The 26,246-nt window shown below is 41.8% G+C and carries 25 protein-coding genes and 1 riboswitch; all 25 genes read right to left on the bottom strand.

Going from position 1 to position 26,246, the window contains the following annotated elements:
• Positions 1–10: 10 nt before the first annotated feature.
• Positions 11–307, bottom strand: a complete 297-nt coding sequence (locus tag D8855_RS00945; RefSeq protein ID WP_001055347.1) for a 50S ribosomal protein L23 — start codon at positions 305–307, stop codon at positions 11–13.
• Positions 307–930, bottom strand: coding sequence for a 50S ribosomal protein L4 (gene rplD, locus D8855_RS00940; protein ID WP_000024549.1), 624 nt, complete (start codon positions 928–930; stop codon positions 307–309). The genes D8855_RS00945 and rplD overlap by 1 nt, the downstream gene beginning before the upstream one ends.
• A 24-nt stretch (positions 931–954) precedes the next feature.
• Positions 955–1,581 carry a 50S ribosomal protein L3 gene (gene rplC, locus D8855_RS00935; protein ID WP_000160197.1) on the bottom strand — a complete coding sequence of 209 codons (627 nt, stop codon included), beginning with the start codon at positions 1,579–1,581 and terminating at the stop codon, positions 955–957.
• A gap of 81 nt (positions 1,582–1,662) precedes the next feature.
• Complete coding sequence (gene rpsJ, locus D8855_RS00930) at positions 1,663–1,971, bottom strand: 30S ribosomal protein S10 (protein ID WP_001284513.1); 309 nt, start codon at positions 1,969–1,971, stop codon at positions 1,663–1,665.
• A gap of 253 nt (positions 1,972–2,224) precedes the next feature.
• Entirely contained in the window at positions 2,225–2,815 is a 591-nt protein-coding gene (nrdG, locus tag D8855_RS00925; RefSeq protein ID WP_004269749.1) for an anaerobic ribonucleoside-triphosphate reductase activating protein, read from the bottom strand.
• The gene (locus D8855_RS00920; RefSeq protein WP_049487406.1) at positions 2,808–3,314 is read right to left on the bottom strand and encodes a GNAT family N-acetyltransferase; all 507 of its coding nucleotides are present in this window, start codon (positions 3,312–3,314) and stop codon (positions 2,808–2,810) included. The genes nrdG and D8855_RS00920 overlap by 8 nt, the downstream gene beginning before the upstream one ends.
• 43 nt (positions 3,315–3,357) lie before the next feature.
• Positions 3,358–3,498, bottom strand: coding sequence for a hypothetical protein (locus D8855_RS00915; protein WP_000521618.1), 141 nt, complete (start codon positions 3,496–3,498; stop codon positions 3,358–3,360).
• A gap of 11 nt (positions 3,499–3,509) precedes the next feature.
• Positions 3,510–5,717: an anaerobic ribonucleoside-triphosphate reductase gene (gene nrdD / locus D8855_RS00910; RefSeq protein ID WP_049487405.1), complete on the bottom strand. Its 2,208-nt coding sequence runs from the start codon at positions 5,715–5,717 to the stop codon at positions 3,510–3,512.
• A gap of 119 nt (positions 5,718–5,836) precedes the next feature.
• Complete coding sequence (locus tag D8855_RS00905; RefSeq protein WP_125415553.1) at positions 5,837–7,390, bottom strand: damage-inducible protein CinA; 1,554 nt, start codon at positions 7,388–7,390, stop codon at positions 5,837–5,839.
• 254 nt (positions 7,391–7,644) lie between these two features.
• A complete protein-coding gene (cls, locus tag D8855_RS00895) occupies positions 7,645–9,177 on the bottom strand; it encodes a cardiolipin synthase (RefSeq protein ID WP_049487403.1) in 1,533 nt (510 codons plus the stop codon).
• A 135-nt stretch (positions 9,178–9,312) separates the two neighbouring features.
• Complete coding sequence (locus D8855_RS00890) at positions 9,313–10,257, bottom strand: 3-oxoacyl-[acyl-carrier-protein] synthase III C-terminal domain-containing protein (protein WP_049510975.1); 945 nt, start codon at positions 10,255–10,257, stop codon at positions 9,313–9,315.
• Between the two features lie 14 nt (positions 10,258–10,271).
• Positions 10,272–11,534, bottom strand: a complete 1,263-nt coding sequence (locus tag D8855_RS00885) for a F390 synthetase-related protein (protein WP_049487401.1) — start codon at positions 11,532–11,534, stop codon at positions 10,272–10,274.
• Positions 11,512–12,327, bottom strand: coding sequence for an MBL fold metallo-hydrolase (locus D8855_RS00880; RefSeq protein ID WP_049487400.1), 816 nt, complete (start codon positions 12,325–12,327; stop codon positions 11,512–11,514). The genes D8855_RS00885 and D8855_RS00880 overlap by 23 nt, the downstream gene beginning before the upstream one ends.
• A complete protein-coding gene (locus D8855_RS00875; RefSeq protein WP_049487399.1) occupies positions 12,302–13,282 on the bottom strand; it encodes an NAD-dependent epimerase/dehydratase family protein in 981 nt (326 codons plus the stop codon). Before D8855_RS00875 ends, D8855_RS00880 begins: the two co-directional genes overlap by 26 nt.
• On the bottom strand, positions 13,239–14,555 hold the full coding sequence (locus tag D8855_RS00870; protein ID WP_049487398.1) for a glycosyltransferase: 1,317 nt from the start codon (positions 14,553–14,555) through the stop codon (positions 13,239–13,241). The genes D8855_RS00875 and D8855_RS00870 overlap by 44 nt, the downstream gene beginning before the upstream one ends.
• A gap of 193 nt (positions 14,556–14,748) precedes the next feature.
• Positions 14,749–15,213, bottom strand: a complete 465-nt coding sequence (locus tag D8855_RS00865; RefSeq protein WP_049487397.1) for an SP_0198 family lipoprotein — start codon at positions 15,211–15,213, stop codon at positions 14,749–14,751.
• Between the two features lie 84 nt (positions 15,214–15,297).
• The gene (locus tag D8855_RS00860) at positions 15,298–16,548 is read right to left on the bottom strand and encodes a folylpolyglutamate synthase/dihydrofolate synthase family protein (protein WP_049487396.1); all 1,251 of its coding nucleotides are present in this window, start codon (positions 16,546–16,548) and stop codon (positions 15,298–15,300) included.
• A gap of 454 nt (positions 16,549–17,002) precedes the next feature.
• Positions 17,003–17,308: a DUF1292 domain-containing protein gene (locus D8855_RS00855; RefSeq protein WP_000017620.1), complete on the bottom strand. Its 306-nt coding sequence runs from the start codon at positions 17,306–17,308 to the stop codon at positions 17,003–17,005.
• 15 nt (positions 17,309–17,323) lie between these two features.
• Positions 17,324–17,743 (bottom strand): Holliday junction resolvase RuvX, encoded by a 420-nt coding sequence (ruvX, locus tag D8855_RS00850; protein ID WP_004239076.1) that lies wholly within the window; start codon positions 17,741–17,743, stop codon positions 17,324–17,326.
• 3 nt (positions 17,744–17,746) lie between these two features.
• A complete protein-coding gene (locus D8855_RS00845; protein WP_000507059.1) occupies positions 17,747–18,013 on the bottom strand; it encodes an IreB family regulatory phosphoprotein in 267 nt (88 codons plus the stop codon).
• Between the two features lie 86 nt (positions 18,014–18,099).
• Positions 18,100–18,669, bottom strand: a complete 570-nt coding sequence (locus D8855_RS00840) for an SP0191 family lipoprotein (RefSeq protein WP_049487395.1) — start codon at positions 18,667–18,669, stop codon at positions 18,100–18,102.
• A 66-nt stretch (positions 18,670–18,735) separates the two neighbouring features.
• Positions 18,736–19,134, bottom strand: a complete 399-nt coding sequence (spx, locus tag D8855_RS00835) for a transcriptional regulator Spx (RefSeq protein ID WP_000591165.1) — start codon at positions 19,132–19,134, stop codon at positions 18,736–18,738.
• A 135-nt stretch (positions 19,135–19,269) separates the two neighbouring features.
• Positions 19,270–21,930, bottom strand: a complete 2,661-nt coding sequence (gene mgtA, locus D8855_RS00825; protein ID WP_125415551.1) for a magnesium-translocating P-type ATPase — start codon at positions 21,928–21,930, stop codon at positions 19,270–19,272.
• A gap of 197 nt (positions 21,931–22,127) precedes the next feature.
• A riboswitch (M-box (ykoK) riboswitch) is annotated at positions 22,128–22,279 on the bottom strand.
• A gap of 57 nt (positions 22,280–22,336) precedes the next feature.
• A complete protein-coding gene (locus D8855_RS00820) occupies positions 22,337–23,398 on the bottom strand; it encodes a M24 family metallopeptidase (RefSeq protein WP_125415549.1) in 1,062 nt (353 codons plus the stop codon).
• A complete protein-coding gene (gene uvrA / locus D8855_RS00815) occupies positions 23,391–26,222 on the bottom strand; it encodes an excinuclease ABC subunit UvrA (protein WP_125415547.1) in 2,832 nt (943 codons plus the stop codon). The genes D8855_RS00820 and uvrA overlap by 8 nt, the downstream gene beginning before the upstream one ends.
• Positions 26,223–26,246 lie beyond the last annotated feature (24 nt).

Genomic DNA, 26,246 nt, shown 5'->3' with positions numbered 1-26,246 from the left:
CCTCCTTAGATTATTCAGCTTCAGCAGCAAACAACTCGATTGCTTTAGAATCAGCTGTAAGTGTGATGATAGCTTTTTTAGTTTTGTTAGTAAAACCAGTGTAACGTCCAACACGTTTAGCTTTTGGTTTTACGTTGATTGTGTTAACATTAGCAACTTTAACACCTTCGAAAGCAGCTTCAACAGCTTGCTTGATCAAAAGTTTGTGTGCACGAGTGTCAACTTCAAATACATATTTTCCTGCTTCAAGTTGAGCCATTGAGCTTTCAGTGATTACAGGTTTTTTGATAACATCATACAAATTCATTATGCAAGAACCTCCTCGATTTTAGAGATAGCTGCTTGAGTAACAAGAAGTTTGTCACTATTTGCGATGTCAAGAACACTTGCAGTTGTAGCAGTCGCAACTTTCACGTTTGGAAGATTACGAGCTGAGAGAGCTGCGAATTCGTTTCCTTCTTCAAGAATAACAAGGACTTTAGAATCGATGCTCAAAGCTGCAAGAACTTTTGCAAATTCAGCAGTTTTTGGAGCTGTAAATTCAAGAGAATCAACGGCTACAAATTTATTTTCAGCAACTTTTTCTGAGTAAACAGATTTAAGCGCAAGGCGACGAACTTTTTGAGGAAGTTTGTACGCATAGCTACGTGGAGTTGGTCCGAAGACGATTCCACCACCACGCCATTGTGGAGAGCGGATAGAACCTTGACGAGCACGTCCAGTTCCTTTTTGACGCCATGGTTTGCGTCCGCCACCTGAAACAGCTGAGCGGTTTTTAACTGCGTGAGTTCCTTGACGAAGGCTAGCACGTTGGCTGATGATCACATCAAACACAACAGATTGGTTTGGTTCGATACCAAAGATTGCATCGTTAAGAACAACTTCGCCCGCTTGTTTACCAGTTTGGTCGAATAATGTTACATTTGCCATTTTGACTGTATTCCCCTTTCCTTATTATTTACCAGCTTTAACTGCTGATTTGATAGTGATAAGAGATTTCTTAGCACCTGGTACGTTACCTTTGATAAGGATAACGTTCTTTTCTGGAACAACTTGTACAACTTCAAGGTTTTGAATTGTTACGCGGTCGCCACCCATACGTCCTGCAAGGTTTTTACCTTTGAATACGCGGTTAGGTGCAACAGGTCCCATAGAACCTGGACGACGGTGGTAACGAGAACCGTGAGCCATTGGTCCACGTGATTGTCCGTGGCGCTTGATAACACCTTGGAAACCTTTACCTTTAGAAGTACCAGTTACGTCAACAACATCTCCAGCTGCGAATGTTTCAACTGTGATTTCAGCACCAACTTCCAAGCCTTCAACGTTTTTGAATTCACGAATGAAGCGCTTAGGAGCCGTGTTAGCTTTCGCTACATGTCCTTTAGCAGGTTTGTTGCTCAATACTTCGCGTTTGTCATCGAAACCAACTTGGATAGCGTTGTATCCGTCTGTTTCAACAGTTTTAACTTGAAGAACAACGTTTGGAGTTGCTTCAATAACTGTTACAGGGATCAATTCGCCAGCTTCAGTGAAGATTTGAGTCATTCCCACTTTTTTCCCTAAGATTCCTTTTGTCATGAGAAAATAGTTCCTTTTCTATATTTTTATTCAAAAAGTTTTTAACGAGCGTTTTTTATGCTCAAGATATCAAGCTTTAGATTAAAGTTTGATTTCTACGTTTACACCACTTGGAAGATCCAATTTCATCAACGCATCAACTGTTTTTTGAGTTGGGTTAACAATATCGATCAAACGTTTGTGTGTACGCATTTCAAATTGTTCGCGAGAGTCTTTGTATTTGTGAGTCGCACGAATGATTGTGTAGAGGCTACGTTCAGTTGGAAGTGGGATTGGACCCGCAACTTGTGCACCTGTACGAGTAGCTGATTCTACGATTTTTGCAGCCGCAGTATCAAGCGTACGGTGTTCGTAAGCTTTCAAACGGATACGGATTTTTTTGTTTGCCATCTTTTTCTCCTTTTCGTCTATTTAAGATAATAGGCTAGCTCCACAAGAAAACCGACGCGGTGTTGCGTGGCAATGCAACCGAGCGTGTCGCAACCTCTTGCATCAAAGCTAAGGCTGTAATTTACAGCACCATAATAGAATAACACAAAGCCCCTGCGATTGCAAGGGATTTGTTGCTGTTTTTTCGTTTTTTTACAATGAAACTGTTTTCTTTTTTGGCGGGTCATTTATTTAAGTATTTTATGGAAGAAAGTTACTCTCTCTTCACCTGTTCATAGCTTTCTTTTCCGTCATTAAGCTTATCCCAAATCACTACTTGCCCACTTTTGAGAGATTTTTGCACATCGATAATTCGTTGATTGGAAGAACCTCGAAACTGTAGCATGAGATTGCGCTTAGTTCGATCGTATCGTCCATCAACAAGAATGTCAATCAATGATAAGAGTTCCAGTTTATCTGGAGTTTCCAACATCATTTCTTCCCATGTATAGCCCGTCCAGGACCAGATATCCTTATCTGGCAGTTCCTTCCGAATCCGCTTAACGAGTGGCAAGAGAATTCCCGTATTGAGAAAGGGCTCCCCTCCCAGCAAGGTCAATCCTTGAACATAAGGTTGAGCGAGATCTGCCATGATCTGTTTTTCTAATTCTGCTGTATAGGGAATGCCAGCATTGAAGGACCAGGTCGCTACATTATAACACCCCTCGCAGTGAAACATGCAACCTGATACATAGAGGGAGTTACGCACACCCTCTCCATCTACAAAGTTGAAGGCCTTGTAATCAATAATCCGCCCTTGACTGAGTTCTTCGCTTTTCCATTCTTGTGGTTTTGGATTATTCATTCGCTACCTCTATCCAATAACGCTCGACTCCATTACGAACATCCTCAAGGAGCCCACCATTTGCTAAAATGACTGCTCTGCTAGCAGGATTATTCACGCTACAGGTCACAAGCGTTCTCTTGATGTTCTTTTCCTTAGCAACTTGCAAGCCCTGACGGAGAGTCTCTTTAGCATAACCTTTGCCTCTTTCTGATGGACGAATGGAGTAGCCAATGTGGCCAGCATAATTCAATAACCCCTCATTCAGTCTCAATCGCAGATTCAAAAATCCTAGAGCACGACCTACATCATCAAATGATACAAATTGAATAGAAGGAACACGATTTTCAGGCAAGTTTATCCCCATCTCTTTTTGCATATTTATTTCCAACCATTCTTCATACACAAAGTTCTCTGTATCCCAGAAACCACCGTCGTGAGGCGACTGATATTTTTCAAACTCTGCCATCATCTCTAAAACTGTTACTTTATCTGCTAATATTGGTCTTCGTAGTTCCATTCTTACCTCCCACTAAGAGAAAAGCGAGAGTTGACTCTCACTTTTATTTTTTCTTGTTCTTGTTTAAAAATTGTTCTCTGAGGTTGAGCAAACGTTCTTTCTTACCAGCTCCACCTTTAGAGTGTTTCTCGTGATAACGGGTCACTTGTGCGCGCCCCTTATCGTCTAATTGATATTTTCCCATTTCATTTCTTTCTAATTTGTTACTTGATGGCCAGCTACTTTAATCGTTGAACCATTCATATGTTTGACACGCGCAGCGATTTCCTTGTGACGGCCGTTGACCATCGGTCTGGCTTGAGGATTGCCAAGATAGCCACAAGTCCGTTTAACAACGTCTACTGTTTTAGGGTCGCTATTGCCACAGTTAGGACAAGCAAAGCCCCTCTCAGTTGGTTCAAAATCCCCTTCAAAGTCACACTTGTAGCAACGGTCTATTGGAGTATTGGTCCCAAGATAGCCCACACGGTCATAGGCATAATCCCAAACAGCTTCCAGAGCCTTAGGATTTTGCTGAAGGACTGGATACTCACAATAATGGATGAAACCACCTGACGCACCTGCTTCTGGATAGACTTTCTCAAAGTCTAATTTTTCAAATGGTGTTGGATTTTTACGAACATCGTAGTGGAAAGAGTTAGTGTAGTATTCCTTGTCTGTAATATCAGGAATAGAACCAAACTTCTCTGTATCTAGTCGGCAGAAACGGTCTGTCAAACTTTCAGATGGTGTTGAGTAGATAGAGAAATGGTAGCCATATTGGTCAGACCACTCTTCTACACGGCGTTTCATATCGCGAATGATATCCAGCGTAAATTCCTTAGCTTCTAGATTGTGTTCCCAGCTATTTCCAAAGAAAACTGTCGCTACTTCGTACAAACCGATGTAACCCAGCGAAACTGTCGCACGACGATTCTTAAAGAGCTGGTCAACATTTTCTTCTTTACCTAGACGATGGCCAAAAGCACCGTATTGATAAAGGATAGGAGCATTGGCTGGTGTCGCTTCCTTGGTCCGTTCGACACGATAAACCAGAGCATCTTCCGCAATGTTCATTCGCTCGTTGAAGATTTCCCAGAACTTATTCATATCACCTTCAGACTCAAGAGCAATACGAGGCAGGTTAACCGTCACAACGCCCAGATTCATGCGACCTGAATTGACCTCGACACCATTTTCATCCTTCCATCCTTGAAGAAAAGAACGACAGCCCATAGGAACCTTGAAAGAACCAGTCAACTCGATAATCTTATCATAGGACAAGACATCCGGATACATCCGTTTAGTTGCGCACTCAAGAGCCAACTGCTTAATGTCGTAGTTGGGAGTCCCTTCTTCCAAGTTAAGGCCTCTTTTAAGCGTAAAGATGAGCTTAGGGAAGATGGCTGTACGATGCTCCGAACCAAGCCCCTTGATTCGGATGGTCAAGATAGTTTTTTGAATTTCCCGTTCGAAACGACTAGTTCCTAAACCAAAACCGAGCGAAGTAAAAGGTGTTTGTCCATTTGAAGTGAAGAGGGTGTTAATTTCATACTCAAGAGATTGCATGGCATCGTAGATGTCTTTTTGGGTTTTCTTCCATGCATAATCTTCTCGTTTATCAGGTAAAACCCACTCTTCCGCATCCTTGAGGTGTTTTTGATAATTCTTCTCTGCATAAGGAGCCAAGACTTCATCGATACGGTCAGCTGAACAGCCTCCATACTGGCTAGAAGCAACGTTGGCAATGATTTGGGAAATCTGAGCTGTTGCAGTCTGGATAGACTTAGGACTTTCCACCTCTGCATTCCCAATCTTAAAACCATTTTCCAACATACCTTTAAAATCAATCAAACAGCAGTTGGTCATAGGTGTGTAGGGGCTATAATCCAAATCATGATAGTGGATATCCCCTTTTTGGTGGGCATTGGCTACGTGCTTAGGAAGCATTTGCAGTCCGATTGATTTTCCAACGATGCCCGCTGTCAAATCACGCTGGGTATTAAAGACATCGCTGTCTTTATTAGCATTTTCATTGACAACTGCCTGGTCTTTGTTGAGAAGTTTGTGGATACTAAAGTTGATATCCGTCGCTTTTGAGCGCTCAAAATCCCTCTGTGTCCGATAAGTAATATACTCCTCAGCTAGCGCATATTCTTTGGCTTCAAGGAGTTCATGTTCTACGATATTTTGGATTTCATAAATCTTAACCCCCTGTGGAAAACGACTATGAATTTCTGTGACAATACGCTCAGTCAGAGCATTGAGGCGTTTTTCGACCAAGGGTGTCACATCCATAACCTTATCAGCCGCCTTGTGGAGAGCCTTGTCAATCTTATCCACATCAAATACAACACGTCTCCCATCTCGTTTCTCGACGAAGAGAGTTGGCAAAATTGTAACTTTTTCTTCTAGTGCAATCATATGCATGCTCTTTTCTAAAATGTTCTTTCTAAAAAGTATTATACCACTCTAAAAAGAAAAATCAATATCTTGTGTTAAAAATCATAATTTTTTTAAAAATACACAAGATATTGATTTAGTTATTTAATTTTATAGACTTTAAACTCTGAGTAATCAGTCTTTACTTGTTGGTAATTTTCTTTTAAGAGTGTCTCCGCCTCAGACCAGAGAGCCACCTTGTCGTTTACCACAATCATCTTAGGTTGGTTTTCTTTCAAGTCATGAATCAAGGTAGTTTTGTTTTCTTCTGTACTCGTGTAAAGAAGAGGTGATGGGAACATGGATCCAGCCAAACGCTGGCTTTCTTTATACATCTGAACATGTGAATCCCAAATATAAATTTGGTCTCCCTCACTCGTCTCTTGTTTGACTCTGTCTACTACTTGATGTTGTTCTCTATAAGAAGCTGGATGCAAGACAAAACGAGCTACAAAAGGAATTGCAATCAGATAAACCACCACTAGGATCGGTAAGTAGAGATTTCCTTTCATGAATTTTTTCCATAAAGTAGGAACATCTTCTCTTCTCCGACGACGAGCTCCTCTAGCTGAATGTTTCCCACGAATACTGGTCATCAAAAGAAGGAGTAAAAATGGAAGGATTAGAATCAAACGCGAACCGTGAAGAGGTTCTTGAGAAAAAAGCAACAAGGCTAATACAAATAAGAAAGCAAAACTAGCTGGTACTGAAATAACATATAATCTTGATGCCTTTGATTGGAACAATCCTAGAAAAACAAGGAAGAGAGATCCTAAACCAAAGGTCAACAAACCATAGAATACAACATTATCCATTAGTTGAGGATTGGTAAAGACCTGAAGGGAATCAATCGGATACAAAAGACTTCCTATAGCTTCTCCAAAACCACCTGAAGTAAGCACATAGTAGCCTACTGGGTAAAAGATGAGAGAAAAACCAAGTGCCGCTGCAAAAAACTGATAAACTCCATGGACAAAACGACCATGCCCAACATTAAAGACAAATAAACCAATCGTTACTACTACAGCAAAGAGAAGACTTGTAAGAGGCTCTATGAAAAATGATGGGCCCAAAAAGATCCCCAGACGTAGAAATCCCTTGTCATGATTAGGATTTGATAGATAAGCTGCTATAAATGAAAATCCTGCAAACAGGAATGGCAGAGCTAAGATAGTAGCATAACCTCCTCCAAAACCAAGACCAGACACCAAGATATAAAATATGGTTAGGAGTTGTTTGGCTTGTTCCCTTTGTCCCGTCAGATAGTCGGTTGAAGAAAAGAGGAAATAACCTCCTCCTAAGAGGGCTAGCCATTCTACCAAGGCAAAAAGGATGCCTCCTTGGGTAATATAAAGTAGTAAGTAATAAAGAAGACCTTGACTTGCATAATAGCTACTGTAAAGCTGTCCTCCCTGATGTAAAGCCCACCCTATATACAAATCCTGCGCCTGAGAGGGACCTACCATATCTAAAAGTAAAGGTATCACCACAGAAAAAACCGTTGCAATCGTACTTCCAATGATGAGTCTGAAAAACGGGAAAGCTACCTGTTCTTCTTTTTCTACATGAGATTCAAGCTTCCTATCCAGTCTATTTTCAATTTCATTACTCTGTATCGTTTCGGATACTTCTTCGATTCTGCCATATACAGCCATATCGTTTCTCCTATTCAATTTATCTGTCTTAGTATATCAAAAAGACCTAAAATTGTCAGCTTGCGATGGCTGTTTGAGCGATTTTTTGCATAGTTTCACAAAGGTTTCAATTTCCCGAAATCGGTGTAAATGCGTCTGTTTAAATGACATGATATAATCCAATTCTTTCTGAGTCAGCATCGTTCCTCCTATATCTTCTTATTCGTAAAAGGCAAGAAAAATAGGACTGGGTTGTATCCTAAGTCCTAGATTTCTTATAAGATAGGGGCGAATAACTGGGCAATTTCCTTAATCAATTTCTGATACCAGCTATTTTTTATCGTATGAGGGAAAATTTCTTGAGATACTGAAAAAATCTCCTGAAAGTCTTTTTGAATCTCTGTGATTGATGCCGTTTTATATAGCAAAACTGCATCTTCATAGTGATGAAGTAAACTTCTATAATCTAAATTAATCGTTCCAACTACAGCAAAGTCCTTATCCACTAAGATTTGTTTACTGTGGATGAAGCCTGGACTATACTCAAAAATCCTTACTCCTGCTGACAGTAAATCCGGATAGGCCCCTCTTGTAATGAGTTGGATTAATTTTTTATCTGGAATGAAAGGAGTCACGATGCGGACATCAACACCTCTCATGGCTGCATTTTTAATACTCTCAGTTAAATCATAGTCAATAATCAAATAGGGTGTTGTGATGTAGACTGAATCAGTAGCCTGATTAATCAAACTTTGATAAACTTTTTTCCCTACCTGGGTACGGAAGATAGGCTTGGGTCCACTACCGTAAGGAATGTAGAGCCCTTGGCCAGAACAAGGCTGGTTTTCCAAGTGATACTGATCAAAATCACTGATTTCCCCACGATTGATGTACCAAGTCATCAAAAAGAGACGGGTTAGAGCCTTGACACCAGGGCCATCTATGCGAATCCCACTATCCTTCCAATAGCCAAAGCGTTCTACATGGTTGATATACTCATCGGCTAAGTTAATGCCTCCTGTATAAGCTACCTGACCATCTATAACAAGGATTTTACGATGGTCTCGATTATTATAAGCTACCGTCAAACGAGGAATCACCTTGTTAAACTTATGAGCTTCAATTCCTCGACTACGAAGCTGAACAGTATAGTCTCCAGGTAAAGTCGCCATACAACCGATATCATCATAGAGCATCTTGACCTCTACACCCTGAGCTGCCTTTTGCTCTAGTATATCTAGTATGCTATTCCACATCAGACCTTCTTCGACAATATAGTACTCTAGAAAGATAAATTTCTCAGCTTTCTTGAGGTCTTCCAACATATGTTGCCACATGCTTTCACCCGAAGAAAAGAATTGTGAATCTGTTCGATCATAGACATCGGCATTGCTATCCATACTTAGCAAAGATTTGATAACTCCGTAAGCCGCCTTATCATCTTCCTTCAATTTCTGGCGGAGAGCTTTACTGTTATCCTCCCGAAAATGCATGGAGCCAAGTTTGTCCAACTGCTTGATTTCTTTTTTGGACAATCGCCTTTCACCAAACATCAGATAGAGCAGGGGGCCAATAACAGGAACAAAGGTCACCACTAACCACATTACCTTGCTTTCAGGCGCCATGGAACGATTGACAATCGCTACGATAGTCGCCATACTCATAAAGATTAAGAGAATAACCCATAGAATAGGAGCCATCCGCCCTAAATAAAGAAAGAGACCAAAAACAAGACACAGTTCAAGCAACATAATCGAAAGACTAAAGCCATACTTGGACATCAATAATTGAAATTTTCTATATTTCATACATCCCCTTTCTTTTTTATCCTTCTCCCTAACCACCTAGTTAATAGTTGTTTCCATTAGTATACATCAGTTCATAGCTAGATGGCAACAATTTACTCTTGCTAAAGTTTCAACCATTATGCTCTCATATGCGTATTACAGTTTGAGAGCCAACATATTGACCGTCATACCGGCTGCAGTTCCCATAAGATAGATGACATCTCCCTCCTTGACCAGCCCTTGTTCTAATGAATAAGCCAAGCCAAACGGTACAGATACTGACACCATATTTCCATAATCAGTGACAAGATTGAGATATTGTTCCTCCGAAACACCTAGTTTTTCCATAACTAAAGGAAGGGCACGACTTGCTTGATGGGGAATAATATAGTCCACATCTGACAATGCTAGCTGCGTTTTTTCTTGAAACTCTTCAAACATGACTGGAATTTTACGAGCAGATAAGAGGAGAATTTTCTTACCTTTCATATCAAACATATAGTTGGTCTTAGTCGCTTCAGAGTACTCTTTTGGTTGAAAAGAAGTCAGACCTCCACGAATCTCCGTATCGTGTGCTCCTTCTGACCAAGTACGTTGGAGACTAGCAATGACCCCTTTTTCCTGATGGCCTTTTTGGAAAATAAAGGCTGCCGCCCCATCACTAAAGAGTTCAAAACTTTCTTTTTGCTTAGGATTGAGCCCTAAACTACCAACCTCACTAGACACAATTAAGACACGATTGTATTCGCCTGCCTCGATCAAGTGGGACATAGTCGATAGAGCAGAAATAAAGCTAGTACAGGTCGTATTGATATCCATAGCTGGGATTGAGAGTCCTTTTGCCACGCGCTCATGAATCAAGGCAGCCGTACAAGGAATAGGCTGAACACCAACTGCACTAGCTGATACAAGGCAATCGATATCTTTAATATCTAAGTTTGCATATTCGAGTGCTCTCTGAATGGCTACCTCTGCTAAATCTAACTGCGTTTCTTCATTTTCAACTACACGATAACGCGTCTGGTCTTTGAATTGGACGGTATGCTTTGGAAGGCAAACACCATATCCTGCAATTTCTACATGTCTTTTTACTTCTGTCATTGTCTTTTATCCTTTCATAAACGTTGGATTCGTTTGAGTTTATGGCTAGTATCCCAGTGATAATCTGAAAATTGAATTTCGGGAACTATAAACTGCTTTTGCTGGGCCAGGAGTTGAAACTGTACTAAAATAGCTGTCTCCATGCTCTCATCTCGTTGGTTTAGACAAACTTCCACTAACTTTTCAGAATATTGTTTGACTTGGTAATCTCCTATATTCTCCACAAAGAGGATGCAACGTCTGATAAAGTCTGGATAGATGGTCACCTGTCCCCCATCCAGTCCATCGAAATAGAAGATGTCGTCAGAGCGTCCTTCGACCTTGTCAATTCGTGTATAGCAGGAGCCACACGGACAAGTCTTCGGATTTTCAACCAAGATATCATTGAGCTGGTAGCGATAAACAGGCTGACTACTTCGTTTAAAGTCCGTAATCACTGGATAAAAACGGCGGTCATCCAGATACTGCTTTTCCACAAGTATAATGTCTTCGTTGAGATGCAGATTGCCAGCTGAGCAAGTGCAAGCTAGGAAACCTTCGGTTGCCTGATAAACTTGGTCAATAATGGATAGAGAAAAGGCTTCTGCGATGAGTTCCCTATCATTATCTTCCAAGATTTCTGCCACCGAAACGATTTTTTGTGGGTGGATAGCTAACTCTCCAGCCTTGAGACGCTTGCTCAATTCAATCAACATAGAGGCTGGTGCCACAACAATCGTCGGCTGGTAGGTATTCAGCCGCTCAATATGGACATCTGTAGGTTTAAAAATATCAAAATACTCCAAACGAATAAGTGCCGTATTGATGGTCTGATAGAGTTCATTATCAGCTCTCAGGAAAAAGGCGATTCGGTGTCCAAAAAGCTGGCCCTTGGGTAACATCTTAGCTAAGATAGCTGCTGCCCACATACTTCGCTCTTTCTCCGTTGTGATAAAAAGCCCCCGATGTCCAGATGTCCCTGAAGACAGTCCGACTGCCACATCGCCTTTGAGTTCAGTGAAATCACGAGTCTTTTCACTTTCAATAGCCAAGGCCAAGGCTTCATCCCGATCTACTCCTTGGGTGTTGAGCTCGTTGAAATGCTCCATCATAAAAGCCTTGTCCATATGGTCAAAGTCACTAGGAACCCCGTTTTTAAAGTAGGGCGACTCTCGCTTTAAAAAGTTCATATAGTTAGCTAATTGCTTTTTCTGATAGTTCTCTACAGCTTCTCGAGATTTGAAGTTATGAAGCCAGCGAGTTTGGATAAAGGTTTTAAGAAAGGTTCCTTTTTTCATATATGATACGTTCTATCCTTTCTACAGGGTCATGGCTAACAACTACTTCAATACCATCTCTCAAGACTTCCTCCAAAAACTCTGTCCCCTTGATATAGTCTGCCTTATTGTCCTGAACCAAGGAAGGAATCAGGAGCATCTGCTTGGTGTAAGGCAAAAGGTCAATTCCCCAACAGAGATCTGCTGCGATGAGGAGATTAAAGTCTGGAAGGTACAGACAAGCTTGCCCCCTTGCATGCCCATCAACAGAAGCTACTAGGATACTTCCATCTCCAAAAAGGTCACTAGTCGGACGATAGGGAAAGGTTGAATCTTGCTGGTCAGCTCTGATAATGGTTAGATTTTTTTCAAAAGAAACTGGCAAAAATTCCTTGAAAATCAAGTCTTTCAGTGTCGGTTTCTTGTAAACATCATACACTTCCTGAGTCAAGATAAAAGTTGCATGAGGGAAGAAGCTAGCCCCTCCCAAATGATCTGGATGCAGGTGGGATAGGATGATATAATTAATTTCTTCCGGTTTAATTCCCTTAGCTTTCAGCAAATATGAAATCTGGTCCTTCTCCGTCATTTGAACAGGTGTTCCCAAACGATAGAAACCATAACGAATCTGAGTCTTAATATCGTAATGGTAGCCCGTATCATAGAGGAGATATCCCTTCTCCCTATGTTTGATAAGAAAAACCCCGGCTGGAAAGATCATCTTTTTATTCTTGATTCCCTTAAATAGCAAACCTGTATAACTCGTGCAATATCCTGCCGGGAAATAATCAATGCTTTCTATAATCTTTGACATACTGTTCAATTCCTTCCGAAATACTGATTTGAGGGCGATAGCCCAAGTCTCGCTCCGCCTTGCTGATGTCCAGCGTCTGGCTATACCTCAGCAAGTCATAGGTATAGCGTGTTAGAGCCGGCTCACCTTTAAGTTTCAAAATCTTATACAGAAACTCTAAACTACTTGCAATAACTGAAATAAGAGGAACCGGCACTTTTCTGTATGTTATCGGATATCCAAGCCCTCCCAAGGTTTCTTCTATCAGATCCTTAAAGGCTCTTGGTTCCCCGTTGGTAATATTATAGACTTCGCCACTAGCTTGAGGAGCCTCTAGAGCCAAGCGAATGGCCAGAGCGACATTTTCCACACAGGTCATATCCATCAGCTGACGGCCATCCCCTATCAAGGGAATACCAATCTTCTGACTGAGTTTAAGAACCCGAGGCAAAATACTGGTATCCCCAATTCCAAAAAGCCCACGAGGTCGTAAGATAATACTCGGAACATCGGGATAATCCTTAAACAGCTTCTCCGAAGCTAGTTTACTACGAATATAGTTGTTCAGATTATTTTCCTGAGGCGCATCGCTTTCTTTGATAGCTATCTGGTCTCGAGGCGCAGCATATATGCTAGGCGAGGACACATAAACCAAACGCTGAATACCAGCCTCTCGACAAGCATCCAGAACATACTTGGTCCCTAAGACATTTGTCTGGTAGAAATCTTCCCAAGGTCCCCAGACGGTAGAAAGAGCTCCCGCATGAACAACCATGTCCATACCCTGACAAGCCTGAGTCAGATCCTCTTGCTTGGTCAAATCTCCCTGGAAAAATGCCACAGAGGAGTTCTCTAAAGACTGACCAACCTTGCGATTACGTCCAAAAGCTCGTACCTGATAGCCATGCTGACTGAGCTCTTCAACAACATACTTACCTAAAAAGCCCGTAGCACCTGTTACCAATACTTTCTTCATGTTTTATTTCTCCTTGTCCCCCCAAGAGTCGATATATTTCATTCTTGAGGATTTCTGTTGGCTGATAGTCTTGAGCTACACGACTGAGTTTGTTCAAGTCTGACCAACCATCTCTAGCCAATAGCTCATCAAAAGCGCGTCCAATCGCTTCCGTGTCCTCTCGTTTAGTAGTCAGGGCAATCCCCGCCTCTAGCCCGCGAACCGCATAGTCATACTGATCATAGTCATGAGGGAGAATTAAGGCAGGCTTGCCATAGATAATACATTGGTAAAAAATACCCGCACCTCCGTGATGAATCACATAGTCCATCTGGGGAATGTATTCCTTATAGGGAAGATAGGATACCACAGAAACATTGTCCATGAGCTCCTCACATTGGAAGTCTTGTCCACCAAACCCCAGAGTCACAAAAAAGTGACAGTCAGGATGGGCTTTTGCCAATTGTTGGGTCTGGTAGAGGAGGTTATCTTTAGCCCACGCAAGCTGAGTTCCACAGGATACGAGGACTTTTTTATAACTTGCATAGGGAGACAAATCGAGAGGATAATTCTCTGCTCTCTCAATCGAAGAGCCAAAAGGCCCCACCCAAAGGTAGTGCTCTGGAAAACCACTTTTCAGCTCCAACTCTTTCATCCCAATTCCCAAGATGGAATAGGGCGAATAAATGGTTTCCTGATTTTTTTGATTGTAGAGCTTAAAATCGTAACGTTTCAAGCGTTCTCTCAATAAAAAGGTTACGATTCGTTTCCCTAAACGAGTCACTTTTCTTCCTAGCCATTGCTGGGCAGACTGGAAAGGATTCTTTGGACTGCCCATTCCTCCAAAGAAACAAGGCGGTCCAGCTGTCGTTTCAATGGCAAACTGTGTCGCCATGGTTGTTATCCAAGGAATTCCCAACTGTTCCGCTACAAGTCCTCCAGAGAGAGTTATAAAATCCGCAATAACAATATCTGGTCGATTTTTCTCCCATTCTTGCACTAGTTGGTCAGACACTATATTGATCAAATCCAGACTAGCTGACAACTGTCGATAAGCAGAAATAAGATTTAGTTGTCCTTCATTGTTGGCTACACGCTCAAACGCATCTACAAAATTTTCTAAAATGGGAAGTACCTGGAATCCCATCTCCTCTGCGACAGCTTTTCGTTGCGGTCCTGTGAATAATCGAATATCATACAAAGAATCCTTCAACAAAGGTGCGAGTAAATTCAGGGCTGGGAAGAGATGTCCACTTAAAGGGAGTACTACCACGTCGATTTTGATTCTCTTCATAAATCTAGCATAACAAATTTTTTTAAAAAGAACTACTCAAAAAGAGTACCACTCCTAAAAGTGGAACTTATATTTAAGGAAAAGGAATGAATCTTGTATAAGACCCATTCCTTTATGTGTATAATCTATCTAACTTTTATCGAGTAATACATCAAATATCTTTCATCTTATCGGAATTTTTGATAAATAAGCTTTACTTAGATAAAACAATGCGATCAGACGCTTCTCTATCCATATCGTCAATAATCATCTGATTTCCATTAATTGCATAAATCTTGGCATCATCACCAATAATCATGCGTTGATTAGCAGCGTCGAAGCTAACCTGCTTGATTTCTTGTTCCCCGTCAGTTTCTACCTGTGTCCAAGTACCCGTTGTACCAGTTACCACTAAAGTGATACGGTCTCCTTCATCCTGACCAGTATAAGTCCCATCAATATTAGTTGGTTGAGTCTCAGGCGCATTTTGTGAAGAACTTGTTGCTGCCTGATTTGAATTTTCTGCCGAAGATGAAGCAGCAGGTTGTGATTGCTGAGTTTGTTGAGTTTGCGATTGAGCTACTGGTTGTTGAACTTGTTGAGCTCTCTGTGAACAAGCTACTAAGAGACTAAGACTTGCTAGAGAAGCAAGAGAAAGTGTGAATGTTTTTAATTTCATGATGAATTTCCTTTCTGCTACCAATTTAGAGAATTTTCCTTCTAACTGGCAGTTCCCCTAGTATAACAAGTTCAAAAAAGGAGGTCAATTTATCTGCTCGTGGGCCAGTATGTGGCTCCGTACTTCTGAGATAAAATAGAGAGAGCCTGTAACGAACAACAAATCCTGGGTATCGGCTCTTTCTTCGAAACTGCTGATAAATTCGCGATAAGAAGGAATTATATCGTAACCTGTTACATCTGTCTCATCCAAAGAACCTTGATAGTCAAAGCCGGTCACCTTGAGTTCCACCTGAGGCAAATTTTCAGTCAGATAACCCAACATACCTTGATAATCCTTACGTTTCAAAGCTCCAAAAAGGATTTTAGGACGATAACCTTCCTGCTCTTTTCCTTTGATAAATTCAACCAAGCGAGTCAAAGCAGGGAGGTTATGGGCACCGTCCAAGTATATCTGAGGACGAATACGCTCCAAACGTCCAGCCCAATGGGTCTGTTCCAAGGCCTGTCTTATAGCCTGCTCATCAACATCTTCCTTTTCTTCCCTCATAAAGAGAAGAAAAGTTTGTAGCGCCAAGGCCGCATTTTCCTGCTGATAAGCTCCTTCCAAGCCTATTTTCAACTGTGAAAGATTAGCCAAAGAGCTTGAAAAATCACCATTCAGCATTGAAAAATCTTGGTCTGCCTGATAAAGGTCAACAGCTAAAGATTCGGCTTTTTTCTGACATACAAGCCTAGCTTCTGAAGGCAATTTCGCAATCACTGCCTTCTTACCAGCCTTGAAAATACCAGCTTTTTGCTCTGCGATTGCTTCTAGACTATCGCCCAAAGTATCCTGATGGTCAAGCCCAATGGAGGTGATGACAGCAATCTCTCCAGTTACCACATTGGTCGTGTCAAGTAAGCCACCAATTCCCACTTCTAGTAAAACCAAATCCACCTCTTGCTCTCTAAAATAGAGGAAAGCAATCAAGGTCAGCAATTCAAAAAAGGACAACTGGTCATGAGTTTGCAAAAGCGTCTTTTCCATCTCCTTGACCTGCTCAGCTAAACGGATAAAGTCTGCGTCTGCTATAGGTTGTTCATTAATGCAAATTCGGTCATTGATAGAGACGATATGAGGGGAGGTAAAGGTCGCAACTTTTTTGCCATGCCCCATAAATAATTCCCTCATGAAAGCAATGGTAGAACCTTTTCCATTAGTTCCTGTTACGTGGATAATAGGATAAGACTTCTCGGGATTCCCCAACAAATCCACCGCTTGCTGCATTCGGCTCAAGCCTGATCGAAAATTCAAACCAATCCGACTATGAAGCCATTCTTCTACTTCAAACATACACATCTCCTTGACAAAAGTTCAATCAATTACCTAGCAAAATTCCATAGATAACAAAAAATGAGGTCAGGATTTTCGTCCCGACCTCTTACCTGGTTAGCTAATAACTAGCTCCTATGAATGTTAATCTGGGGTAAAACGTCCACTGAATGTGCCTGCGTTTCTAATTTCTAGCGTAGGGCTAAAAACGTCCCCCGGACGTTCCAACTCTTCCCAATTTCTGGGAGTTGGGCTGATACAGTCTCCCAGACTTACTTACTGTCTTTATTTTTAGCGTAAGGGTAAAAATGTTCACTGAACACACCAGTTCTCTCTTATTTTAAGGAACTGGGCTAAAAACGTCCACTGGATGTTCCAACTCTTCTAATTTCTAGGAGTTGGGGTGATACAGTCTCCCAGACGTTCCTGCGTTTCTAATTTCTGGCGCAGGGCTAAACACGTCCACAGGACGTGTTTACTCCTCCATAAAGCTGTTGAAGACTTCTTCAATCATGTTCCATTCGTCTTCTGAGTCTTCTGGAATTGGTTGCAATTCGCCTTCTGTTCCATCTTCGTTTTCGATGAATGAGTAAGCTTGGATTTCAACTTGTCCGTCTTCGTCTTCTTCTGCATTAACTGGTACTAGAAGAACATAGTTTTTACCAAATTCTTCTTTTCCGTCAATGGTCAAAAGGATTTCAAACAAGGTTTCATTTCCTTGCTCATCTACTAGTGTGATTAGTTCACGTTCTTCGTGGTCGTGGTTATGATCGTGTGACATAGCCTCTCCTTTGTATTAAAATTTTCTATCTAAATAATTTTGTAAAATCAGCTGAGCTGCTAATTTATCAATGACTTTCTTGCGCTTGTTACGGCTAATATCTGCTTGTTCAATCAACATACGCTCTGCGGCAACTGTTGTCAAGCGTTCATCTTGATAGTCTACTGGTAAACCAAAAAGCTCTTCCAGCTTTGCTCCGTAGGCTTGACTAGCTTCCACGCGCGGTCCGCTTGTATTGTTCATGTTTTTAGGCAAGCCCACTACAAATCGTTCCACCTTGTAAGTATCAACCAACTCCTTAACGCGGTCAAAACCAAATTGACCTTGCTCCTCATTGATTTGGATGATTTCAAGTCCTTGAGCTGTAAAACCAAGCGGATCGCTAATCGCCACCCCTACCGTTTTTGAACCGACGTCCAATCCCATAATTCTCATAGGTTATAGATCGACTCCTTGTCCTTTAAGGTAGTAGCGGACTAATTCCTCAACGATTTCATCACGCTCATACTTACGGATTTGATTTCGTGCATTATTATAACGAGGAACGTAGGCAGGGTCTCCACTCAATACGTAACCTACGATTTGGTTGATTGGGTTGTAGCCCTTATCGTTCAACGAAGCATAAACATCAGTCAGAGTTTCGCTAATTTCTTTTTTATTGGAATCGTCCAATTTAAAACGTACTGTTTCTTCAGTAAATCCCATTCTAACACCCTCTTTCCTTAGAATAGTACCATTATAGCATAATTCCTTACGTTCTACAATTCAGGCAGTCTATTTATTTGGATTTTCTACTGTTCTGTCGCACCATTTGCCAATCTGTCTGCTACATATTGACTCGGTTCATTTTTCAAAAGATTTTCCAAGCCAATATTCTTTAAATATTCAACCTGTGAAGCTTTTTTGATATCTAAAACCTGAAAATCATAAGTAGTTGTTGTTTGAATTTCTGTTTCACTTAGTAGCTTCGTCTCAAGTGTAAAACCTGGCAACTTGCGCGCTTCCTGAATTGAGGCATCTTTACCTTCAGCTTCAATGAGTGCTTTTTGGGTAGCCTCTACACCATGCTCAGTTACAAAAGTCTTCAATTCATCGGTAACTGGTCTTTTTTGAATAATAGTCAAACTTAAAAATTGTTTTCCTTTATATGTGACTGTTTGAATCTGCTGACTGCCGTCTGTTGACTTCGGTAGCATAAATGTTTTTGTAACTACTGTATTCTTCTCAGCATTCTCTAGGACAGGTAAAGTTGACTGTAACGTTTCAGATTTACTGCTAGAGGACGCAGTTGTCGCTTTTTTTTGCCCACATCCAGCAAGCAAGAAAAGTAGTGCAAAACTTGTAATCAGTATTTTTTTCATAATTCCTCACATCATTTTTGAATTAAAAGAGCAAACAAGGCTAGGAAGCACTCCCAGCCTTGATGTTTATAGAGCTGCACGCAAACGTGCTTCTGCATTTTCTACATTACGGACAGAGCGTGGTAGGAAGGCACGAATATCGTCTTCCTTATAGCCAACTTGCAGGCGTTTTTCATCTACAAGGATTGGGCTCTTTAAAATTCTCGGTGTTTCCATAATCAGATTGAGAACTTCGTTGACACTCAAATCTTCAATATCCACTCCAAGGGCTTTAGCATAGCGATTTTTAGACGAAACGATGCTGGCTATTCCGTTATCTGTTTTGGTTAGAATATCCAGTAATTCTTCTCTCGTAATTCCTTCTTTACCAAGGTTTTGTTCTTTATAACTTAACTGGTGGGCATTGAGCCAGGTTTTTGCTTTTTTACAGCTAGTACAACTTGAGACTGTATAAATTTTAATCATGTACCTACCCCTTTCGCTACATGTTACTATCAGTTTAGTCTATTATACCATAAAAAACATCCGACTTGCGACCTATTTTTAAATTTTTTTGACTTTTTTCGTCATTTTCGTACTTTTTTCTTGACAAAATGAAATTTACAGCCATTCTTTATATTTATTGATATAGATTTTTTTCACAATTGTCACGCTAATCATGTACAAAATGATGATGAAAAGCAAAAAGATGAAATAGATCGGCTTCAAAGGAGTTAGATGAAGAAGGCTAGCTAGTGGACTGTAGGGAAGGAAGGTCACAAAGGCTGCAGCCAATAAGGTTGTCACAAGGACTAGCCAAGCTGGACGACTTTGTAAAAAAGGAATTTTGGCTGAACGCAACATATGGATAACCATAGTCTGCGACCACATGGACTCGATAAACCAACCTGTCTGAAACAAGACAATAAATCCTACGGCAGACTCCGCTCCATGGACATAAGCTTGACCTGTTGTCATGGGTACAATGATAAAATAGAGCAAAATAAAGGTCAAAATATCAAAGGCGGAAGAGATAGGTCCCATCCAAATCATGAAACGTGTGATGGACTTAGCTTCCCAGGTATGCGGATTTCTCAAAAAATCTTTATCCACCTTGTCAAAAGGCAAGGCAATACAAGACAAATCATAGACTAGATTTAGGATAATTAAATGGACTGGAGCCATCGGTAAAAATGGTAAAAAGATTCCAGAAACCAAAAGGGATAAGATATTCCCAAAATTAGAACTCACTGTCATTTTGATATATTTGGTCATATTGGCATAGACCTTACGACCTTCAACAAGTCCTTTTTCAAGCACCATGAGATCCTTATCAAGTAGGATAACATCAGCTGTTTCTTTGGCAATATCTACTGCTGTATCAACAGAAATCCCCACATCTGCAACTTTCATAGAAGGAGCATCATTGATTCCATCCCCCATATAGCCTACAGCATGACCATTAGCCTTAAATTGCAAAATAATCCTTGCTTTTTGGTCAGGTGAAAGTTTGGCAAAGACTGTTACCTCCTCTACGGCTTGGGCCAATTCTTGATCACTCATCTGATCAATTTCAGATCCTAACAGCATCTGATTGATATCCAAACCAACCTTTTCACAGACTGCTTGGGTAACTTTTTCGTTGTCTCCCGTCAAAATTTTTGTTTGAACTCCATGTTCTAACAGAGCCTTAATTGCTGGTGCTGCAGATGGTTTAGGAGGATCTAGGAAGGCTAAATAACCAGTTAGAATCATATCCCCTTCATCATCAACTGTATAGGCATGGCCTTCCCTCAAACCTGACTTATAGGCCACTCCCAAGACACGCAAACCTTGTTGATTTAGTTGTCTGACTTCTGCTAAAATTTCTTCTCTAATAACATCTGTCAAGGGAGTAATCACTCCTTGGTATTCCGCATAACTGGAAATCGTCAACATTTCCTCTAGGGCACCCTTGGTTACCAAACTAACAACTTCGTGTTCATCCTTAACGATAACACTCATCCGTCTACGTTCAAAATCAAAGGGAAGCTCATCTATTTTTTGAAAAGTTTGAGCCAGATTTTGTAAGAGGGCGTGTTCTTTGGCTTCCTTTTCAGTCCGTTTGATGATGGCTCTGTCCATCAAATTTTTCAAGCCCGTTTGAAAATAAGAATTGAGATAAGCTCGTCTCAAGACGGTCAAATCCAAGCGTCCGTGGATGTCCAAGGGATATTCAAGGACAATTTCGTCTTGGGTTAGAGTTCCTGTCTTATCTGTACACAAAATATCAATCGCCCCTAAGTCCTGTATGGCATTGAGTTTCTTGATAACCACTTTTTCCTTGGCCATGATAATAGAACCCTTTGCTAGGCTAGCGGTAATAATCATAGGTAGCATCTCAGGTGTCAATCCAACACCGACACTCAGTGCAAATACACCTGCTTCTAACCAATCACCATCTGTTAAACCATTGGACAAGAAGACGATGGGAACCATAACCAACATCAAGCGAATCAAGAGCCAAGAAATACTATTCATCTCCCGTTCAAACGAAGTGGGCTCATCATAGGTGTTTAGAGTCTGCTCAATAGCTCCCATCATGGTAGCATCACCAACCGCCAAAACCACGGCCTTAGCACTACCAGACAAGACATTAGTTCCCATAAATGCCAAGGATTCAGCTTCAAGAAGGCTATCAGATTGTTGGTCTGTTGCCTTGGTCAAGGCCAATTTTTCAACTGCATCACTTTCACCTGTCAAGCCCGACTGTTGTACAAAGAAATCGCGCGACTCAAATAAAAGAAGATCTGCTGGAATCATGTCTCCAGCGCTCAATTTAACCACGTCACCCACTACCAAATCATCGATAGGTACTTCTTGAGTTTCTCCTTGACGAATGACAGTCGCTGTGTTGACAATCATTTTTGATAGATTGGTCGCAGCCTTATCACTACGGAGTTCTTGGACAAAGCGTATGCCACCAGAAATGAGGACTAGGACAACGATGATAATAGAAGTCGTCGGATCCTCTTGACCTGGTTTTGCCAACCAGACATTGGTCACCAAGGAAATCACGGCGATGACCAGTAAGATGATCGTAAAAGGATTGATAATGGATTCGTAAATCTTTTTGAGGATACTGTCTTCTTGACCCTTTGTGATGGTATTTTCGCCATATAGGTCACGATTTTTCTCCACCTGCTCCTCAGTCAAGCCTGTTAGACTTGTCTTATAAAAAGATAGAGTTTCGTTTAAAGATGTATGAATAGCTGTTGCTAATCTTTCTTTTGTAGTTTTCATTGGTTTCTCCTATCTGTATGAATGATGTGTTTCATACACAGAGACCAATCACTTTATAAGGGCAGAACGACACAAATCAGCGATTGGCTGTGTATGTGCGGTTCCGGATGATCGTCAATTTGCATCGTCTATCTCCTTTCTTTGATTTAAACAGTAGAAAATCCTACCATCAAAAAATGGCAGGATTAAAAAACTAACTATCTGTTTTTTCGTTCAAGCTTTAACTCCATAGGGCAATGTAATGAGCTTAGTCTTAGCCTTCGCGACCAGGACTGTTGACCAACGAGTAGTGTCTCCACTGCTTTGCGGTAGTCATCCGTATCCCTATGGTAGCCTCACCTACCGTTTTCGTCTTTCAGTATAAACCTTTAAATTTTAAAAGTCAATCATTTGAATTGTTTGACTCTTAAATGACTATCAACTCTTTTGGAGCAAGTGTCAATAATTCACAACCTGTCTCTGTAATCAGAATATCATCCTCGATACGAACACCGTATTTGCCTTCGATATAGATACCTGGTTCATCAGTCAAAGCCATACCTGCCTTAATAGTTTCTGTAGAAGTCTGGCTAAAGTATGGTTCCTCATGAATATCCAGCCCGATACCATGGCCAATACCGTGAGTAAAGTAGTCACCGTAACCTGCTTCAATGATAATATCGCGAGGAATTTTGTCAAAGTCACGGAAGCCTAAGCCTGCCTTAGCTTGCTCAATCAAGGCTTGGTTGGCTTTCAAAACTGTATTGTAAATCTCTGCCTGCTCGTCACTGACATGCCCCAGATAGATAGTCCGTGTCATATCGCTGACATAGTGGTCATAAAGACATCCGAAGTCCATGGTAATAGCTTCTCCCAGCTCCACTGGTTTGTGCATAGGATGGGCATGTGGTTTAGAAGAGTTGATACCACTGGCTAGGATAGTGTCAAAAGACAAGCCAGATGCTCCCAACTCACGCATGCGGAAGTCAAGGAAGTTGGCAATCTCAATTTCAGTTTTTCCTGGTTTGATAAAGTCAAGCGCATCACGGAAAGCTTGGTCTGAGATAGAACAAGCCTTGCGAATAGCTACAATCTCCGCCTCATCCTTAATCATTCGAAGACCTTCGACAAACTGAGTTTGTGGAAGCAAGTCAATTCCTTCAAAGGTTGCCTGCATACGGTGATAATAAGACACTGAAATCTCATCTTCAAAACCGATACGAGACAAGCCCATGTCCTTGACAATTCCTGCAATGACAGCCAATTCATCACGGTCAGCCACAATCTCAAAACCACTGGTTTCTTGCTTAGCTGCAATGATATAGCGAGAGTCTGTCACCAAGACCTGTCGGTCACGGCTGATGAAGACTGTTCCGTTTGAGCCCCAAAAACCAGTCAGGTAATAGACGTTTTTAAGGTTATTGATGATGATACCATCTAGTTCTTTTTCTTGCATTTTAGCTAGAAATGCTTGTACACGTTTATTCATGATGTAACTTTCCTTTCAAATAATGTCCTGTGTAGCTGGCTTCGTTGGTCGCTACTTCTTCTGGAGTTCCTGTTGCGATGATGGTTCCACCACCGACACCACCTTCTGGACCTAGGTCAATGATATGGTCTGCTGTCTTAATAACATCTAGATTGTGCTCAATAACGAGGACTGTATTGCCATCGTCAACAAATCGAGCCAAGACTTTAAGTAAGCGAGCGATATCCTCTGTATGGAGTCCTGTCGTCGGCTCATCCAGAATGTAGAAAGATTTTCCTGTCGATCGTTTGTGGAGTTCACTAGCCAGCTTCATACGCTGGGCTTCTCCCCCAGAAAGGGTAGTAGCTGGCTGTCCTAGCGTTACATAGCCCAGTCCCACATCCTTGATGGTCTGAAGTTTACGTTGAATCTTTGGAATGTGTTGGAAGAACTCCACCGCATCGTTGACGGTCATATCCAAGACCTGCGAGATATTTTTTTCCTTGTAATGAACTTCTAGGGTTTCACTATTGTAGCGGGTTCCGTGGCAGACTTCACAAGCCACATAAACATCTGGCAAGAAGTGCATCTCAATCTTGATAATCCCGTCACCTGAGCAGGCTTCACAGCGACCACCCTTGACATTGAAACTGAAACGCCCCTTCTTATAGCCTCGAATCTTGGCTTCATTAGTCTGAGCAAAGAGGTCACGTATATCGTCAAAAACTCCCGTATAGGTAGCAGGGTTAGACCTCGGCGTTCGTCCGATAGGGCTCTGGTCAATGTCAATCAATCGGTCTACATGCTCAATCCCTGTAATAGTCTTAAATTTACCAGGCTTGTCTGAATTGCGGTTGAGCTTCTGGGCAATGGCTTTTTTGAGGATACTGTTGATCAAGGTCGATTTCCCTGAACCCGATACCCCTGTCACTGCGATGAATTTTCCTAATGGGAAGCGAGCAGTGATATTTTGCAGGTTGTTCTCACGCGCTCCCGTCACCTCGATAAAACGACCATTTCCCACACGGCGCTCGTCTGGTACTGGAATGGCACGTTTTCCTGATAAGTACTGGCCTGTGATAGACTTGCTGTTACGAGCTACCTGTTTAGGCGTACCTGCCGCAACAATTTCCCCACCAAAAACACCCGCACCAGGACCAACGTCAATCAGATAGTCCGCTTCGCGCATGGTATCTTCATCATGTTCCACTACTATAAGAGTATTGCCCAAATCACGCATCTTTTTGAGACTGGCAATCAGACGGTCATTGTCTCTCTGGTGAAGCCCGATTGACGGCTCGTCTAGAATATAAAGGACACCTGATAAGTTAGAACCAATCTGAGTTGCCAAACGAATACGCTGACTTTCCCCACCTGAAAGGGTCCCTGCTGAACGTGACAGGGTTAGATAGTTAAGACCCACGTTATTAAGGAAGGTCAAACGATCCTTGATTTCCTTGAGAATAGGGCGAGCAATGATGGCTTCATTTTCAGACAAGGTTAACTGGGTCACCAACTCCAAGTGGTCTGCGATAGACAGGTCTGAAATTTCTCCGATATGTGGTCCTTTCTCACCACCAACACGGACAGACAAAGCCTGGTCATTGAGGCGATAACCATGACAAGCTCCGCAGGTCAGCTCATTCATGTAGAGGCGCATCTGGGTGCGAGTGTAGTCACTATTGGTTTCATGGTAACGACGTTTGATATTATTGACAACTCCCTCAAAAGGAATATCGATATCGCGCACGCCACCAAATTCATTCTCATAGTGGAAATGGAATTCCTTACCATCAGATCCATAGAGAATCAAGTTCTTATCTTCTTCTAACAAATCTTCAAAAGGCTTATCCATATCCACTCCAAAGGCTGTCATAGCCTGCTCTAGCATGTTTGGATAGTAGTTGGATGAAATAGGATTCCAAGGAGCCAAGGCTCCCTCACGCAAGGTTTTGCTGGCATCTGGCACTACCAAATCAGTATCCACTTCCAGCTTGATGCCCAAACCGTCACACTCACTACAAGAGCCAAAAGGAGCATTGAAAGAGAAGAGGCGAGGCTCTAACTCTGGAACAGTAAAGCCACAAACTGGGCAGGCATAATGCTCAGAGAACAACAACTCAGAATCGTCCATAGTATCGATAATGACATAACCTTCAGCAATACGAAGGGCAGCCTCAATGGAATCAAAGAGACGGCTACGGATGCCCTCCTTGATAACAATACGGTCAACCACGACATCGATATTGTGTTGCTTACTCTTAGACAACTCTGGCACTTCGGTCACATCATAGACTTCCCCATCCACACGGACACGAACATACCCATCTTTCTGAACCTTCTCGATAACACTCTTATGTTGGCCTTTTTTCTTGCGGATGACAGGGGCCAAAATCTGCAAGCGCTGGCGTTCAGGTAACTCCAAAACCTTATCCACGATTTGCTCCACAGAAGAAGCCTTGATAGCTCCATGCCCGTTGATACAGTAAGGCGTCCCCACACGCGCGTAGAGGAGACGCAGATAGTCATTGATTTCAGTCGTTGTTCCCACCGTCGAGCGAGGGTTTTTACTAGTCGTTTTCTGGTCGATAGAAATAGCTGGGCTGAGACCATCAATGGCATCTACATCTGGTTTTTCCATATTGCCCAAAAACTGGCGAGCATAGGCTGACAAACTCTCCACATAACGACGTTGTCCCTCCGCATAGAGGGTATCAAAGGCCAGACTGGATTTCCCTGAACCTGACAAGCCAGTCACGACAACCAGCTTGTCTCGCGGAATCTCCACGTCAATATTTTTTAAATTATGGGCACGCGCCCCATGAATGACAATTTTATCTTGCATTTTTGTTCTTTCTAGTCCATTATT

It is taken from the genome of Streptococcus mitis, assembly GCF_003942685.1.
Lineage (GTDB): Bacteria > Bacillota > Bacilli > Lactobacillales > Streptococcaceae > Streptococcus > Streptococcus mitis_CD.
The sequence above is the reverse complement of the archived record's forward strand: the minus strand, read 5'-3'. Positions and strand labels throughout refer to the sequence as shown.